The 14,926-nt window shown below is 58.4% G+C and carries 15 protein-coding genes; 12 read left to right on the top strand and 3 right to left on the bottom strand.

The genetic code is table 11. From position 1 onward, the window contains the following. The first annotated feature begins 36 nt into the window (after positions 1-36). From msub_RS11460 to msub_RS11425, 8 genes are all read left to right on the top strand, one after another. Positions 37-423 (top strand): putative zinc-binding protein, encoded by a 387-nt coding sequence (locus msub_RS11460; RefSeq protein WP_048496139.1) that lies wholly within the window; start codon positions 37-39, stop codon positions 421-423. A gap of 35 nt (positions 424-458) precedes the next feature. After that, positions 459-860, top strand: coding sequence for a hypothetical protein (locus tag msub_RS11455; protein ID WP_048496138.1), 402 nt, complete (start codon positions 459-461; stop codon positions 858-860). Between the two features lie 151 nt (positions 861-1,011). Further along, positions 1,012-3,111 (top strand): transcriptional regulator NosR, encoded by a 2,100-nt coding sequence (nosR, locus tag msub_RS11450; RefSeq protein WP_048497081.1) that lies wholly within the window; start codon positions 1,012-1,014, stop codon positions 3,109-3,111. 64 nt (positions 3,112-3,175) lie between these two features. Next, complete coding sequence (gene nosZ / locus msub_RS11445; RefSeq protein WP_048496137.1) at positions 3,176-5,074, top strand: TAT-dependent nitrous-oxide reductase; 1,899 nt, start codon at positions 3,176-3,178, stop codon at positions 5,072-5,074. A gap of 225 nt (positions 5,075-5,299) precedes the next feature. Next, a complete protein-coding gene (locus msub_RS11440) occupies positions 5,300-6,568 on the top strand; it encodes a nitrous oxide reductase family maturation protein NosD (RefSeq protein WP_048496136.1) in 1,269 nt (422 codons plus the stop codon). Next, positions 6,565-7,497 carry an ABC transporter ATP-binding protein gene (locus msub_RS11435; RefSeq protein ID WP_048496135.1) on the top strand — a complete coding sequence of 311 codons (933 nt, stop codon included), beginning with the start codon at positions 6,565-6,567 and terminating at the stop codon, positions 7,495-7,497. Before msub_RS11440 ends, msub_RS11435 begins: the two co-directional genes overlap by 4 nt. Then, the gene (locus msub_RS11430; protein WP_048496134.1) at positions 7,494-8,324 is read left to right on the top strand and encodes an ABC transporter permease; all 831 of its coding nucleotides are present in this window, start codon (positions 7,494-7,496) and stop codon (positions 8,322-8,324) included. Before msub_RS11435 ends, msub_RS11430 begins: the two co-directional genes overlap by 4 nt. Before the next feature lie 15 nt (positions 8,325-8,339). Then, positions 8,340-8,870: a nitrous oxide reductase accessory protein NosL gene (locus msub_RS11425; protein ID WP_048496133.1), complete on the top strand. Its 531-nt coding sequence runs from the start codon at positions 8,340-8,342 to the stop codon at positions 8,868-8,870. Positions 8,871-9,015: 145 nt separating this feature from the next. On the opposite strand, the gene moaA is transcribed toward msub_RS11425, so the two are convergent. Both moaA and msub_RS11415 read right to left on the bottom strand, forming a co-directional pair. Continuing rightward, positions 9,016-10,008, bottom strand: coding sequence for a GTP 3',8-cyclase MoaA (gene moaA / locus msub_RS11420; RefSeq protein ID WP_048496132.1), 993 nt, complete (start codon positions 10,006-10,008; stop codon positions 9,016-9,018). 113 nt (positions 10,009-10,121) lie between these two features. Then, positions 10,122-10,607, bottom strand: coding sequence for a hemerythrin domain-containing protein (locus msub_RS11415; protein ID WP_048496131.1), 486 nt, complete (start codon positions 10,605-10,607; stop codon positions 10,122-10,124). Between the two features lie 166 nt (positions 10,608-10,773). On the opposite strand from msub_RS11415, the gene msub_RS11410 reads away from it, so the two are divergent. The 4 genes from msub_RS11410 (at position 10,774) to msub_RS11395 (ending at position 13,824) form a co-directional block, all read left to right on the top strand. Beyond that, positions 10,774-10,989, top strand: coding sequence for a hypothetical protein (locus tag msub_RS11410; protein ID WP_048496130.1), 216 nt, complete (start codon positions 10,774-10,776; stop codon positions 10,987-10,989). Between the two features lie 23 nt (positions 10,990-11,012). After that, the gene (locus msub_RS11405; RefSeq protein WP_048496129.1) at positions 11,013-11,405 is read left to right on the top strand and encodes a YbaN family protein; all 393 of its coding nucleotides are present in this window, start codon (positions 11,013-11,015) and stop codon (positions 11,403-11,405) included. A 29-nt stretch (positions 11,406-11,434) separates the two neighbouring features. Beyond that, a complete protein-coding gene (locus msub_RS11400; RefSeq protein WP_048496128.1) occupies positions 11,435-11,872 on the top strand; it encodes an RrF2 family transcriptional regulator in 438 nt (145 codons plus the stop codon). Between the two features lie 116 nt (positions 11,873-11,988). Then, entirely contained in the window at positions 11,989-13,824 is a 1,836-nt protein-coding gene (locus msub_RS11395; RefSeq protein WP_048496127.1) for a sensor domain-containing diguanylate cyclase, read from the top strand. On the opposite strand, the gene msub_RS11390 is transcribed toward msub_RS11395, so the two are convergent. Further along, the gene (locus msub_RS11390; protein WP_048496126.1) at positions 13,814-14,887 is read right to left on the bottom strand and encodes a fatty acid desaturase family protein; all 1,074 of its coding nucleotides are present in this window, start codon (positions 14,885-14,887) and stop codon (positions 13,814-13,816) included. The two genes, msub_RS11395 and msub_RS11390, sit on opposite strands and share 11 nt — an antisense overlap. Positions 14,888-14,926 lie beyond the last annotated feature (39 nt).

The raw sequence follows: 14,926 nt of genomic DNA, 5'->3' as shown, positions 1-14,926 counted from the left end.
CTGTTCAGCCTCCAGGCTCTTTGGAAAGGAGGAAAAGTGACCGCGAGAAAGCAACGCCCACTGATCTACTCATGCTCCGGCTGCTCCGATGTTGCGCAGTTGGCCAATAACGTCGCAGTCCGGCTCGACCACGCCGGGGAATTTGAAATGTCGTGTATCTCAGGAGTGGGCGGCAAGGTGCCTTCGCTGGTGAAAACCGCCCGGTCCGGTCGTCCGATCACGGTGATTGATGGCTGCCCGCTGCACTGCGCCCGGGCCTGCCTTGAGAACATCGGTGTCGAGCCGGACGAGCATGTCCGGCTCTACGAATTCGGCTTCAAGAAGCATTACGGACAGAGTTACGGCGATGACGCCGTGGAAGAGGTTTGCGACGACGTTCGCCGGCTCACCCTGTCCGGCCAGTTAATTGCCCGGCAGGCGTAAGCTGCCGCGGCCCGTTACCAGCAAGGATTATCCCGATGATCAGCAGTTACAGTGACCTGATTCAGGCGTCCCGCAGCCAGCAGGAAGCCCAGCGCCTGTTATTCGTGTTCTGCCGGGCCGAATTGCCCGACGAGGCGTCCGCAGACGAACAGGCCGCCTTCGAGCGCGGGGAAGGCGGAGCCCTGACGCCGGTGATCTGCGTGGACAAGACACCGGACGAGGCGCCCGATTTCGGGGGGCTTGTCGAGCAATCCCGATCCACCGGGCAGAACTGGGATGTGGTGTTTGTCGCTGCCATGTCCGGCCGGGGCGGCATGGCGCCGTCAACCGACGAAGCGCAGCAGCCGTTGACCATGATGGTGGAGTCGATCCGCCTTGGGCATATCGGAAACTACTTGCCCCTCGATGCAGAGGGAAACGCTGTCAGCCTGGGCTGACAGCGCCTATCCCCAAATTCCGCCTGGTGTATGCAAAAAGGGGTATTTGATTTCCCTCAAGTTTGCCTAGGCTTGGCAGTAAGAGTTTTTTCTTTTGGAGCCCTCAGTGACCGCATATTTCCGATTGGTTTTCCTGCTTCTTCTGTCGCTCATGGCCGGGGCCCTTCACGCAGTGCCGCTCAGCGAGTATCAGCCGGTCGCTGCCCGGCAGGTCATCCAGAAGGCGTTTCCGGCGGTGTCCGCCGTGGTGCCGAGGGAGAGTAACCGCGCCATCCAGGAACTCTATGCCGGGGATGAGTTGAAGGGCTATGCCTACCAGAGTCTGGACTTCGTCCAGACACCGGCCTATTCCGGCAAGCCTCTGAACATTGTGGTGGTGCTTGGTACCGAAGGGAAAATCGTCGGGGCCAGGGTTATCGAGCACCACGAGCCGATCCTGCTGGTTGGCATCCCCGAGCGCAAACTGCACGAATTCACCGATCAGTACCTGGGGCTCAAGGCAGACCAGCGGGTAACCGTTGGTGGCACATCATCGGAACACAAGGTGGCCGTGGACGGTCTGTCCGGCGCGACGGTCACGGTGATGGTGGTGAATGAGGTCATCATGAAGTCGGCCCACCGGGTTGCCGCAGAGTTGGGGCTCGTTGAAAGCCTGAGCGACGCCCGCCCGCCAATGGCCAACATCCAGACCGACAGCTTCCAGGACAAGAGCTGGCAGACTCTGCTCGGGGAAGGCTCGGTGCGCCGGCTGAAGCTGACCCGGGGCGAAGTGGATGATGCCTTCAAGGGCACAGATGCGGAAGGCATAGATACCACGCCCCAGGACCAGCGTGACGAGCCCCTGATTGATCTTTATGCCGCCTACCTGGATGTGCCGACCATCGGCCGCAATCTGCTGGGGCAAAAACAATTCCAGTGGCTGACCGGCGAGCTGAAGGAGGGCGAACACGCCATCGCCGTCATGGCCAATGGCGACTACTCCTTCAAGGGCTCCGGTTACGTCCGTGGCGGTATTTTCGACCGCATTCAGATCCGCCAGTTCGGTGACACCTTCAACTTCCGGGATCTCGATTATTACCGGCTGAGCGATGTCTATGCCGAGGGCATGCCGGACTTCAATGAGATGGCGATTTTCATAATCCGGCAGCAGTATAAATTTGATCCCGGCTCGGAGTGGACGCTGGAGCTTACCGTCAAGCGCCAGACCGGGCCATTGGATAGCGAGTTCCAGGTGTTCCCCCTGATATACCAGTTGCCGGATCAGTACTACACCCGCCCGGAACCGGTGATGACCGAAGAGGACATGCTGGCGGACCAGCCCATGTGGGTACAGATGTGGTACCAGCGGGAGTTCCAGATTGTGGTGCTGGGCATCGGCATTGGCGTGCTGCTGTTCATCCTGTTTTTCCAGGACTGGCTGGTGAAGAAGCCGAAGATGATGCGCTGGATTCGCCACGCCTTCCTGACCTACACCCTGTTTTTCATCGGCTGGTTCGCCCTGGGGCAGCTTTCCATCGTGAATGTGCTGACCTTTGTTAACAGCCTGATCAGCGGCTTCAGTTGGAACACCTTCCTGATCGATCCGGTGATTTTCATTCTCTGGGCCGTGGTCGCCGGCATCATCCTGCTGTGGGGCCGGGCGGTGTATTGCGGCTGGCTGTGCCCGTTCGGGGCGCTCCAGGAGCTGCTGAATGAAATCGCCCGCAAGTTCAAGGTGCCCCAGTACACCGTGCCATTTCCCGTTCATGAGCGGCTGTGGGCCATCAAGTACATCATTCTGCTGGTGCTGTTCGGGTTGTCGTTGGACTCCATGGCAACGGCCGAGCGGCTGGCCGAGGTGGAACCGTTCAAAACAGCAATCACCCTGAAGTTTGACCGCAGCTGGCCCTTTGTTACCTATGCCGTTGCGTTGCTGGTGGTGAATCTGTTTACCCGCAAGGTGTTCTGCCGCTATCTCTGCCCGCTGGGCGCAGCGCTGGCGTTGCCGAGCAAGTTGCGGGTGTTCGACTGGCTCAAGCGGCGCAAGGAGTGTGGCAACCCCTGCCGGTTGTGTGATCACGAGTGTGAGGTGCAGGCCATCCATCCGGACGGGCACATCAACTACATGGAGTGCCATTACTGCCTGGATTGCCAGATGACCTATTTCGACGACCACAAGTGCCCGCCGCTGATCGTCAAGCGTCGCGGCAAGCGCCGTGGCCATAACGCCCCGGGCCACCCGGAGGAAATCCCCGTGGTACAGGTCACTTGAATAGTTCCAAAAAAAGAAAGCATGAGAAGTAAAACCGCCATTACCAATAACGGAGTTGGATGCTATGAAAAAACGAGATGATCTGACCAAGGATGCCCCGGAGCTTCCGGAAAGTGGTCAGAGCCGCCGCCGGTTCATGGGTGCAGCGGCACTGGCTGGTGTTGCCGGGGCTACCGGCCTTGGTGCCGCGGTGATGTCAAGGGAGGCGTTCGCGGCTGCCGCCGAGGATGCCCGCAATAACTGGGTTGTGCATCCGGGTGAGCTGGACGAATACTACGGTTTCTGGAGTGGCGGCCATTCCGGTGAAGTCCGGGTACTGGGCGTTCCCTCCATGCGGGAGCTGATGCGGATTCCGGTGTTCAACGTGGATTCCGCCACCGGCTGGGGGATCACCAACGAGAGTAAGCAAGTGCTGGGCGACAGCAGCCGCTTCTCCAACGGCGATGCCCACCACCCGCACATCTCCATGACGGACGGCCGCTACGATGGCAGATACCTGTTCATCAACGACAAGGCCAATACCCGGGTTGCCCGGATCCGGCTGGACATCATGAAGTGCGACAAGATCACCACCATTCCCAATGTTCAGGCGATTCATGGCCTGCGTCTGCAGAAGGTGCCGAAAACCAAATACGTCTTCTGTAACGCCGAGTATGTGATCCCGCATCCGAACGATGGCAGCGACACCAGCCTTGAGAACAGCTTTACCATGTTCAATGCGGTGGACGCGGAGACCATGGAGGTGGCTTTCCAGGTCATCGTTGACGGTAACCTGGACAATACCGATGCGGACTACACTGGCAAATACGCCTGTTCTACCTGCTACAACTCCGAGAAAGCGCTGGACCTGGCCGGTACCATGCGTAACGACCGCGACTGGGCCGTGGTGTTCAATATCGAGCGCATCGAGCAGGCGGTCAAGAACGGCGACTTCAAGACCCTGGGCGACTCCAAGGTGCCGGTTCTGGATGGTCGTGCCGGTTCGGAACTGACCCGCTACATTCCGGTTCCGAAGAACCCGCATGGTCTGAATACCTCTCCGGACGGCAAGTACTTTATTGCCAACGGCAAGTTGTCCCCGACCTGCACGGTGATCGCCATCGACAAGCTGGATGATCTGTTTGCCGGCAAACTTAAGGATGAGCGCGATGTGGTGGTTGCCGAGCCGGAGCTGGGTCTCGGGCCCCTGCACACCACCTATGACGGGCGTGGCAATGCCTACACCACGCTGTTTATCGACAGCCAGGTGTGCAAGTGGAACATTGCGGACGCCATCAAGCACTACAATGGCGAGAAGGTGGACTACATCCGCCAGAAACTGGATGTGCATTACCAGCCGGGCCACAACCACGCCTCGCTGACCGAGTCCCGGGACGCGGATGGCAAGTGGCTGGTGGTGCTGTCGAAGTTCTCCAAGGACCGCTTCCTGCCGGTCGGCCCGCTGCACCCGGAAAATGACCAGCTGATCGATATTTCCGGCGAGGAAATGAAGCTGGTGCACGATGGCCCGACGTTTGCCGAGCCCCATGACTGCATCCTGGTGCGCCGTGATCAGATCAAGACGCAGAAGATCTATACTCGTGACGATCCTTTCTTTGCGTCTGCCCGGGAGCAGGCCAAGAAGGATGGCATTGTTCTGGAAGCCGACAACAAGGTCATCCGGGACGGTAACAAGGTGCGGGTGTATATGACGTCGGTGGCACCGATGTATGGGACGACTGAGTTCAAGGTGAAGCAGGGCGATGAGGTTACGGTGTTCATCACCAACCTGGACACCATTGAGGATGTGACTCACGGGTTCTGTATGGTGAACCATGGTGTGAGCATGGAGATCAGTCCGCAGCAGACGTCTTCGGTGACTTTCGTGGCGGATCAGCCAGGGGTTCACTGGTACTACTGCAACTGGTTCTGTCATGCGCTGCATATGGAGATGCGGGGTCGTATGCTTGTTGAGAAGGCCTGATAGGTCTTTTGCTTGGCGGGGGCTCCGTTACTGGGGCCCCAGCCTTGTATCTTTGGAGTAGCAAGCCAAGAGGAAGGCCCTTTCCAAAACACGCTCCTTCGGCACATCCATGTGACGCTTGGGCTCCGCCATCCTTGGCTCCGCACAGTTTTGGAAAGGGCCTTCCTCTTGGCTTGCCGCACCTTGGTGCTGGCCTCGGATATTTCCTTTCTTTGAGAGAACTTGATGTATTCACTTTTGCGTTATGGGGTGGCCCTGTCAGTCGCTCTGTTATCGCTGACCGCGAACGCGGGCCTGCAAGCACAGCTTGATGCCCTGGAACCGGGGGCGACCTTTGAGCTTCCCCCTGAGCAAATTTCGTCTCTGGCAATTCGGGTGCCCGGTGTGACGGTGTCTTGCCACCCTGACACGGTGATTGATCCGGGCGGGCAGGGCAATGCGGTGGATATTGTTGCCGAGGAGGTGACCTTTTCTGGTTGTGCCGTGCGCAACTGGGGCAGCAATCTGAATGAGCTGGATGCGGGGATTTTTGTCGCCCGGGAGGCCCGGGGGGCGGTGGTTGCGGACAACCGTTTGCAGGGGCCGGCGTTCGGGGTCTGGCTGGATGCCACGCCGGATGTGACGGTGCGCAACAATACGATTCGCGGCGATGCCAGTATGCGCCCGAACGACCGGGGTAACGGCATTCATCTTTACAATACCACCGGGGCGCTGATCGAGGGCAATGACATCCGTCAGACCCGGGATGGGATCTATATCGAGACCGCGAATCACAACGTTATCCGGGGCAATGTGATGGCCGATCTGCGCTACGGTATCCATTACATGTATTCGATGGATAATCTGCTCGAGAACAATGTCACGCGTAATACCCGAACCGGTTATGCGCTGATGCAGAGTAAGCGGCTGAGGGTGATCAATAACCGGTCGGTAAATGACGAAAACTACGGCATTCTGATGAATTTCATTACCCAGTCGGAGTTGCGGGGCAATGTGGTGACCGGGGTGTCCCAGGGCCGGACCGGGGGGGTGGTGATTGATGGGGCCGAAGGCAAGGCGGTGTTTATCTATAACTCGCTGTACAACGTCTTTGAGGGCAATCTGTTTGCGGACAGCAACATCGGGATTCATCTGACGGCCGGCTCCGAGGATAACGAGGTATTCGGGAATGCCTTTGTGAATAACCAGCGGCAGGTGAAGTATGTTGCCACCCGCACTCAGGAGTGGTCGGAAGACGGGCGGGGGAATTACTGGAGTGACTACCTGGGCTGGGACCGGAACCAGGACGGGGTTGGGGATGTTCCCTATGAGCCAAATGACAATGTCGACCGGCTGCTTTGGAAGTATCCGGAGGCGAAGATCCTGATGTTCAGCCCGGCGGTGGATACCCTGCGCTGGGTGCAGGATGCCTTTCCGGTGGTGAAGGACGCCGGGGTTGCCGACTCCTATCCGTTGATGCGAATTCCCGCCGATCTGAAACCGGAGATCCGATGAGCTGTTTCCGTCTTGAGAATGTGAGTTACCGGTACGACAAGCGCCCGGTGCTGCAGGGTATTGATCTGCGTCTGGAGCCGGGTGAGATTCTTGGGCTGTTCGGCCATAACGGGGCTGGCAAGACCACGTCCATCAAGCTGATTCTGGGGCTGATGCAGCCGACCCAGGGCACGGTGTCGGTACTCGGTGGCCACGCCGGCGATCCTCAGGTTACCCAGCACATCGGTTACCTGCCGGAGAACGTGATGTTCTATCCGCAGCTGACCGGGCGGGAGATCCTCAGGCATTTTGCGCGGCTGAAGGGTGCCGCACTGCGGCAGGTGCCCGGGTTGCTTGAGCAGGTGGGCCTCGGTGATGCCATGGATGCCCGGACCAGGACCTACTCCAAGGGTATGCGCCAGCGGCTTGGCCTGGCCCAGGCGTTGCTGGGCCGGCCGAAGCTGCTGATGCTGGATGAGCCGACCGTGGGGCTGGATCCGGTCGCGACGGCAGACCTGTACCGGTTGCTCCGGGACCTGCGGGACGGAGGTGCGGGCATTGTGCTGTGTTCCCACGTTCTGCCCGGTGTCGAGCCTTACATCGATCGGGCCGCGATTCTCACCGAGGGCGCGTTGCAGGCGGTGGGAGACCTGGCAGCCCTGAGGCGGCAGGCGAATATGCCGGTGACTCTGTCGCTGGACCCGGCTAACAGTATTTCTGCGCTGGAGAGGGTCGTCGATAAGGCGACCACCAACAGTGGGACGATGATCAAAACCGACAACGGACGCCTGAGGGTAGACGTTCAACCCAGGGAGAAAATGGCCTTGCTGAAAGCGGTGATGGCATCGGGCGAGGTGGCGGATGTCAGTATTCATCAGCCCAGCCTGGAAGATATTTACGTGCACTTTATCGGCTCCGGTGGCCTGGCCCATCGGGGAGGCAACCAATGAACAGCATCTGGACCATTGCCCGTAAGGAACTAAGCGACAGCCTGCGCAACCGCTGGCTGGTTGCCATTTCACTGGTGTTCGCCACCCTCGCGCTGGGCATCGCCTGGTTCGGTGCCGCAGCGTCCGGTCAGGTGGGTTACGCCTCTACGCCAGCCACCATTGCCAGCCTCGCCAGCCTGGGCATCTTCCTGATCCCCCTGATCGCGTTGTTGCTGGCCTACGACGCCATTGTCGGGGAAGAGGAGGGCGGCACCCTACTGTTGCTGATGACCTACCCGCTCAGCCGCAGCCAACTGCTGCTGGGCAAGTTCCTCGGCCACGGCCTGACTCTGGCGCTGGCCACGCTGATCGGTTTTGGCGTTGCCGGTGTTGCGATCGCGATGCTGGTGGAGGATGTGGCCATTGCCAGCCTGGCCGTTGCCATGGCCCGCTTTATTGTCTCCACGGTGCTGCTGGGCTGGGGCTTTATTGCGCTGGCCTACATGGTCAGCGTCCGGGTCAGTGAGAAGCCCATCGCCGCCGGTCTGGCCCTGGCGATCTGGTTCTTCTTCGTGCTCATTTTTGATCTGTTGCTGCTCGGCACCCTGGTGGCGAGCGAGGGCAAGTTCAGCGCCGGGTTGCTGCCCTGGCTGCTGATGCTCAATCCCACCGACATCTACCGTCTGCTCAACATCGTGGCCTTCGATGGCGCAGCGCAACTCAGCGGCGTCCTCAGTCTCGGCGCCGACCTGCCCATCGGTGCCTTCGGCCTCTGGGTTGGCCTGGTGCTCTGGTGTGTCATCCCGCTGGTGGGAGCCCTGTTACTTTTCCGAAACCGCCGTATCTGACCGGAGTTGACCCTGATGAAACAAAACAAACTGAACTGGCTCCTTGCCGCCCTGGCCGTCTTCACATTGACAGCCTGCTCCGGCGAGGAAGAGCAGACCACCGCCAGACCCGATCCGGTCCATTTCGAAAGCGGCGACGAATGCCACGTCTGTGGCATGATCATCGAAGGCTTCCCGGGCCCCAAGGGCCAGGCCATCACTGAAAAAGACCAGAAGGTCCGAAAGTTTTGTTCCACCAGGGACATGTTCGCCTGGCTGCTGCAGCCGGAAAACGTCAACCGTAATCACACCCTGTACGTCCACGACATGGCCCAGACAGACTGGCAAAACCCGAACGACACCGCCCTGATCGACGCCAGGGATGCGTTCTATGTGGTTGGCTCCGATCGAAAAGGCGCCATGGGGCCGACACTGGCTTCATTCGCCACCGAAAGTGCTGCCCAAGAGTTCATGAAGGAATATGGCGGGAAGGTTCTGAAGTACAGTGAAATCACCCTGGATCATCTGACTGCCGGCGCGCCGATGGGGCAGATGAGTGGGATGTGAACATGGGGTCAGATGAAAGCTTTCATCTGACCCCTTTGCTTCCAAGCGTCACATGGACGTGCCGCAAGGAGCGTGTTTTGGAAAAGGCGGCCACACCCGCTCCTGCACCACGCTCAATAGGCTGGAAAGGTCAAAGGGCTGGGGGTCAACCGCCGGTCATATTCATGAACCGAAGAATCTGCACATCCCCATTGGTCGAGAAATGATGCCGCTCGGGCTTCAGGTCCATGGCATTGATAATGGTCTGGCGCAATTTGTCGTCCGTCACCGGATTGCCGCGCAGAACGCGGCGAAGATCCACCGAATGCTCATTGCCCAGGCAAAGCAGCAGTCGGCCCTCGACGGTGACCCGTACCCGGTTGCAGGTCGAGCAGAAATTGTGGGAGTGCGGCGAGATAAACCCAACTTTGGTGCTGCTGTCCGGCATCCGGTAGTAGCGCGCAGGGCCGCCGGAATCCTCGGTGGCGGGCACCAGTTCGTGGTGCTGGCGGATGATATCCCGCACCTCTTCGCTGGTACACAGGGCCAGCCCCCGGTCGTGCTCGGAAATCTCGCCCAGGGGCATTTCCTCGATGAAGCTGATGTCCACCTGCTTCTTACGGGCGAATTCAATCAGCTCCGGGATTTCCTGGTCGTTGCGGCCTTTCATGACCACGGTATTGAGCTTGATGCCACGGAAGCCCGCCTCGCGAGCTGCATCAATGCCATCCAGAACCTGGCCGAGATTGCCGGTGCGGGTGATGTTGCGGAATTTTTCGACATCCAGGGAATCGAGGCTGATATTCAGCCGGTGCATGCCGGCCTTGCGCAGCGGCTCGGCCATGGTGGTCAGCTGGCTGCCGTTGGTGGTCATGGCAAAGTCACGCAGCCCGTAGGTGCCGATTTCCTTGACCAGTTCCAGGATGTCCTTGCGCACCAGAGGCTCACCGCCGGTCAGGCGGATTTTTTCGGTACCCAGGGAGACAAAATTGCGGGCAACCCGGGCAATTTCTTCCAGCGTGAGAATCTGCTGCCGGGGCAGGAACGTCATGTCCTCGGCCATGCAGTACACGCAGCGAAAGTCGCAGCGATCAGTGACGGACAGCCGCACATAATTGACGGTTCGGCCAAAACGGTCTGTCAGCTTACTCTGGGGCATCGGGGTGATCCTGTTACCGCTTGTTTTTTGCACTGAGTATAGGCCAAGTATTGCAGATTGGATCAATTTTTCCGATACCCCACGGGAGGTAAGCACGTCAGCCCGGCGGGACACTAGGCCGTCAGGCCGTCTATCCGTGCAAACAGCACACTGTTTTCCAGCGCGATATGGGCAGCCAGGTCCGCCTGAAAGACGGCAATGTCCTCATAGAGTTTCCTCCAGGTGCCGCACGCCTCTTCCGGCAGGGCCAGATTGTTGGTGAGCACCCCCAGCCGGGCGAGCGCCGCACTGTGGTCTTCATGCTCGTTGCGCATAATCGAGATCGGCCCCCGTGCCATGCCCGAGATCCCGCGGGTAATCATCGGGAAGAGTATCTGCTCCTCCTTGGCCATGTGGTTCTCCAGATCTTCCTGCATGGCCTCAAGGTGGGCGCTCAGGCCAGCAGGACAGTCAGGATGACTTCCGTGCACTCTTTCCACGCGCTGGGCCAGACGAATCATTTCGGGCAGTTGCTCCCGGTGGGTGTCGTGATAGCGGTTGAGGATGTGTTCAATCAGCTCTTCCTCTGAAGCTGTTTCAAGCCAGGTTTGTGGTGACATCGCACTTCTCCTTTAGGTATATAAAAAATAAATGTTTTAGTTATTTTCCCAGGTGTCCTGTTCCGGACGTCCCCCCTTGTATTGATAATTAAAGATTTTGGCAGTTGAAATTCCATGAAAAGAAGTTTATAAAATACATATTAAAGATGTATTCAGGAGGTTTCAAATGGAAAATCGGTTAATCGCGGCGAACAGCGGGATGGTCTGGTCATTGCTGGGGCTGGTACTGTCGATCGTGCTGGCCTATCCGTTGGCGCACTACGTTCCCATGGCCGTTCAGGTTCTCGCCCACGTGGGAACCCTGCTGTTCGCGGTAGGTATCAAGGTTTCGTACATTGCCAGGCTGGTATTTCTCAGCCGCCTGGGCAGACCTGTCCACTGAATCCCGGTAGAATAGATGTAGTTATGAACCTTAGTGAGGCCCCGGTGATGGGCGACCGTTTCGGCAAAACCGGATTTCGTATTCTTGCGTATATATCCGCAACACTGGCAATTGCAGGAATAGCATTGCCACTTTTGCCAACAACGCCTTTTGTTCTGCTGGCGGCGTTTTTTGCCAGCAAGGGGTCGCCCGAATTTGCCCGGTGGCTTGATGACCACCCCAGGTTTGGTCCCGCGATCGATCAATGGCGGACCCGCAGGGCGATTCCCGCCAGGGCCAAGGCTCTGGCCTGTGGCATGATGGCACTGAGCTGGGGGTTGCTGGTCGTGCTGGGGGCTTCCGGGCTGGTGCTGGCGCTTTCCGGCGTGTTTCTGTGCGGCACCGCCTGCTACCTGCTGACGCGGCCATCCTACTGACTGAATTGTGATAACAACTGGAGTATTGAATGCATATCACCCGTTACACGGATTACTCGCTTCGCGTACTGATTTATCTGGCAGCTCAGGGTGATCGTCTGGCAACCATTCAGGAAATTGCCGACAGCTATGATATTTCCAAGAACCACCTTATGAAGGTGGTACACCAGCTCAACAAGAAGGGTTATATCGAGACCATCCGTGGCAAGAAAGGAGGCATGCGTCTGCACATGGCCCCTTCTGATATCAATATCGGAATTCTGGTGCGGGAAACCGAGCAGGATCTGAGCATTGTGGAATGTTTCTCTTCGAAAAATGCCTGCAAGATCACCCCCGTGTGTGGCCTGAAGTCGATGTTCGGTGAGGCCCTGAACGCCTTCCTGGAAGTGCTCGATAAATACACTCTGGCCGATATCATCCAGGACCAGCATCGACCCCAGTTGCTGAGGCTTCTGCAGATCGCCTGACCGGAAGGCGATACAGAAACTTACCAATCAAATACATATATCACTGCCCGCGGTTCGCCGGGTCCGATAGTATGGAGCCCAGGCATTAAACAATAACAAGGGGGGTTCGGCGGGGAGTGATTCATTTTGCTTTTTTCTTCGTGCTGGCTCTGTATTCGACCGGTGCGGCCGCGGTCGGTATACCAGACAGTTTCCCCGTTGTTCTGGATGAAAACACCGGGCGCCTTGATATTTCCAGGCATCTAACCTACTACGAAGATTCCTCCTCCCGCCTGAACATTTCCGAGATTATGGATCGGTGGCCGAAGATCGCATCCGAAGGAATGCCGGAGGAAGCCTACAACTTCGGCTTCAGCAATTCGACCTACTGGTTCCATACCCGTGTAACCAATCAGTCCAGCCCCAATGACCGTTGGATCATCGAGGGTCTCTACCCGATTATTGATCGAATGGAGATGTTTGTCGTCAAGGCAGACCGCAGTATTGCTAGGCAGACAGCCGGAGATTCCGTTCCCTTCCTGCTGCGTTTCAGGGATCATCACAATATCAATTTCTTCCTGAAACTGTCTTCCGGGCAAAGCGTTGATGTGTTTTTCCGGGTACAGACTTCGGGCGCAGTGCAGATGAGAACCCTGCTGTGGGATTCGGACAGGTTCAGCTCGGCGGATCATCAGGAGCGTTTCCTGCTCGGGCTCTACTACGGACTCCTGGTCTGTATGGCCATTTTCAATTTTCTGATTTTCGTCTCTATCCGGGACACCAGTTATCTGTGGTACGTCTCCTATATTCTGTCTTACGGGTTACTGCAGTTCACGTTGAACGGCCTGGCCTTTGAGCATCTCTGGCCGGAATCACCCTGGTGGAACAACCGCGCCGTGGGATTTCTGATCTCCACCGGCATGTGTTGCGTTCTCGGGTTTTCCCGGTCCTTTCTGGCATTGCGGGAGAACGCCCCGAGGCTGGAGAAGGTCTTTCTGGCCTTCATGGTATTTTTCGTGGTAACCGGCGCGGCATCACTGTTCTGGCCGGCCTACGGCCTGGTTATCAGGGTGAACACGTTTGCGGCGGCCGTGGCGGTGGGGTTTGTCATTCTGGCTGGTGGGCTTTGCCTGTATCGCCGTTTCCGGCCGGCCAGGTACTTTATGTTGGCCTGGACGGCGCTGCTGTCGGGTATGCTGCTGTACACCCTGAAGACCTTTGCCGTGGTGCCTGCCAATTTCATCACCGAGTTCGGTATTCAGATTGGTTCCGCATTCGAGGTCATAATTCTGTCTATCGCGCTCGCCGATCGTTTGCGGCACATGGCGCTCAAGAACCAGCAGGTGCAGCAGGAAATGACTGAAAAACTGGAGTCGCGGGTGGCTGAGCGAACCTCCGAGCTGGAGGCAGCCAACCGGCAGTTGGAAGCCCTGAGCTCCACGGACGGGTTAACCGGCGTGTTTAATCGCCGCTTTTTCGATAGCAGACTGGAAGAAGAATCCGCCCGTTGCCGGCGGCAGGGACCTATGGCTCTGATCATGATCGATGTGGATCACTTCAAATCATTTAACGACAATTTCGGGCATCAGGCCGGCGATGCCTGCCTGCAACGCCTCGCTGACACCCTGACAGCGGTCGTTCGGCGGGAAACTGACATTGTTGCGCGTTACGGCGGCGAAGAGTTTGCCATTATCCTTCCCTACACTGACGCCATCGGGGCCAGCACACTGGCAGAGACGGTTCGTTTGACGGTTGAGCGTGACCTGCGGTTTGAGTGGGAAGGCCGGCCGGTTCCTGTCACCGTAAGCGTCGGCGTGGCAATGGCTCCCGGCGGCCGTTCCGTGGAGCCGGGCGAGCTGATTGCGGCGGCTGACGGAGCGCTCTATGCCTCCAAGCAGGCTGGCAGGAACCGGGTAACTGTCCATCCCCCCGGAAACCTGCGCCCTGAAGCCGGCGAGCCAGTTACGCCGTAGTCACCGTGCCCGTGAGCCGCTCCGGCAGGGAATATCGGAGTACCCGCTTCACAACGGTGCCGTACTGCTTTGCGAAGCTGCCGGTGTTGTAGTGGATACCATGCTTCTGGCAGACCGCCTGTACCTTCCCGGAGATTTCCGGGTAGCGGTGTGCTGGCAGGTCGGGAAACACATGGTGCTCCACCTGGTAGCTCAGGTGCCCACTCAGGATATGCAGCCAGCGCCCGCCGGTAAAATTCGAGGAGCCGGTGAGCTGGCGCAGGTACCAGTGCCCTTTGCTCTCGCCCTCGCATTCCTGCTCACTGAAGGTCTCGGCGTCCTGGGTGAAATGACCACAGAAAATCACCGTTGACGACCAGAGGTTGCGGATCAGGTTGGCGCCGATATTACCCGCCAGCACGATGGGCGCCACCGGGAAGGTAACCAGCGGGAAGAACACATAGTCCTTGAACGCCTGTCGGCCCCCCTTGCGGGCGAACTCTTTCAGAAACGGCAGCTTGTCACGCAGGCTGATCTCCCGGCGCTGGAGCTTCTCGGTTTCCAGTTCATGCAGGCCCACGCCCCACTGGAAGAACACGCTGAGCAGAAGGTAGTTGATGAACTGCAGGGAATGCCGGGGCTTCCAGGGTTCGTCATTATTCAGCCGGAGAACCGCGTAGCCGTAGTCCCGGTCCTTGCCGATGATGTTGGTGTAGGTGTGGTGCTCGTAGTTATGGGTGCGGCGCCAGGAATCACCGGTGCAGACGGTGTCCCATTCGTAGGTCTGCGAGTGCAGGGCCGGGTCATTCATCCAGTCGTACTGGCCGTGCATCACGTTGTGGCCGATCTCCATGTTTTCCAGGATCTTGGCAACCCCCAGAGTTGCGGTTGCTGCAACGAAGACCGGTGGAATGAAGCCGAACGGCATCATCACCCGGCCGCCCGCTTCGAGCATCCGGTGGAGGCGCACCATACGGCGGATGTATCGGGCATCCCGTTCGCCGAGATCGGCGATCACCTCATCCCGGATGGCGTCAAGTTCCTTTTCGAGCTCTGAAAGCTGTGCTTCGGTCATGTGTTTCATGGTGTTGCTCCCTGCGGGGCTTTGGCGTCCCGCGATGTC

The sequence above is a fragment of the Marinobacter subterrani genome, assembly GCF_001045555.1.
GTDB lineage: Bacteria > Pseudomonadota > Gammaproteobacteria > Pseudomonadales > Oleiphilaceae > Marinobacter > Marinobacter subterrani.
The sequence above is the reverse complement of the archived record's forward strand: the minus strand, read 5'-3'. Positions and strand labels throughout refer to the sequence as shown.

Coding starts and splice junctions, on each gene's coding strand:
- msub_RS11455 (WP_048496138.1), top strand. CDS start 459: ATGATCAGCAGTTACAGTGACCTGATTCAGGCGTCCCGCAGCCAGCAG.
- nosR (WP_048497081.1), top strand. CDS start 1,012: ATGGCCGGGGCCCTTCACGCAGTGCCGCTCAGCGAGTATCAGCCGGTC.
- nosZ (WP_048496137.1), top strand. CDS start 3,176: ATGAAAAAACGAGATGATCTGACCAAGGATGCCCCGGAGCTTCCGGAA.
- msub_RS11440 (WP_048496136.1), top strand. CDS start 5,300: ATGTATTCACTTTTGCGTTATGGGGTGGCCCTGTCAGTCGCTCTGTTA.
- msub_RS11435 (WP_048496135.1), top strand. CDS start 6,565: ATGAGCTGTTTCCGTCTTGAGAATGTGAGTTACCGGTACGACAAGCGC.
- msub_RS11430 (WP_048496134.1), top strand. CDS start 7,494: ATGAACAGCATCTGGACCATTGCCCGTAAGGAACTAAGCGACAGCCTG.
- msub_RS11425 (WP_048496133.1), top strand. CDS start 8,340: ATGAAACAAAACAAACTGAACTGGCTCCTTGCCGCCCTGGCCGTCTTC.
- moaA (WP_048496132.1), bottom strand. CDS start 10,008: ATGCCCCAGAGTAAGCTGACAGACCGTTTTGGCCGAACCGTCAATTAT.
- msub_RS11415 (WP_048496131.1), bottom strand. CDS start 10,607: ATGTCACCACAAACCTGGCTTGAAACAGCTTCAGAGGAAGAGCTGATT.
- msub_RS11410 (WP_048496130.1), top strand. CDS start 10,774: ATGGAAAATCGGTTAATCGCGGCGAACAGCGGGATGGTCTGGTCATTG.
- msub_RS11405 (WP_048496129.1), top strand. CDS start 11,013: ATGAACCTTAGTGAGGCCCCGGTGATGGGCGACCGTTTCGGCAAAACC.
- msub_RS11400 (WP_048496128.1), top strand. CDS start 11,435: ATGCATATCACCCGTTACACGGATTACTCGCTTCGCGTACTGATTTAT.
- msub_RS11390 (WP_048496126.1), bottom strand. CDS start 14,887: ATGAAACACATGACCGAAGCACAGCTTTCAGAGCTCGAAAAGGAACTT.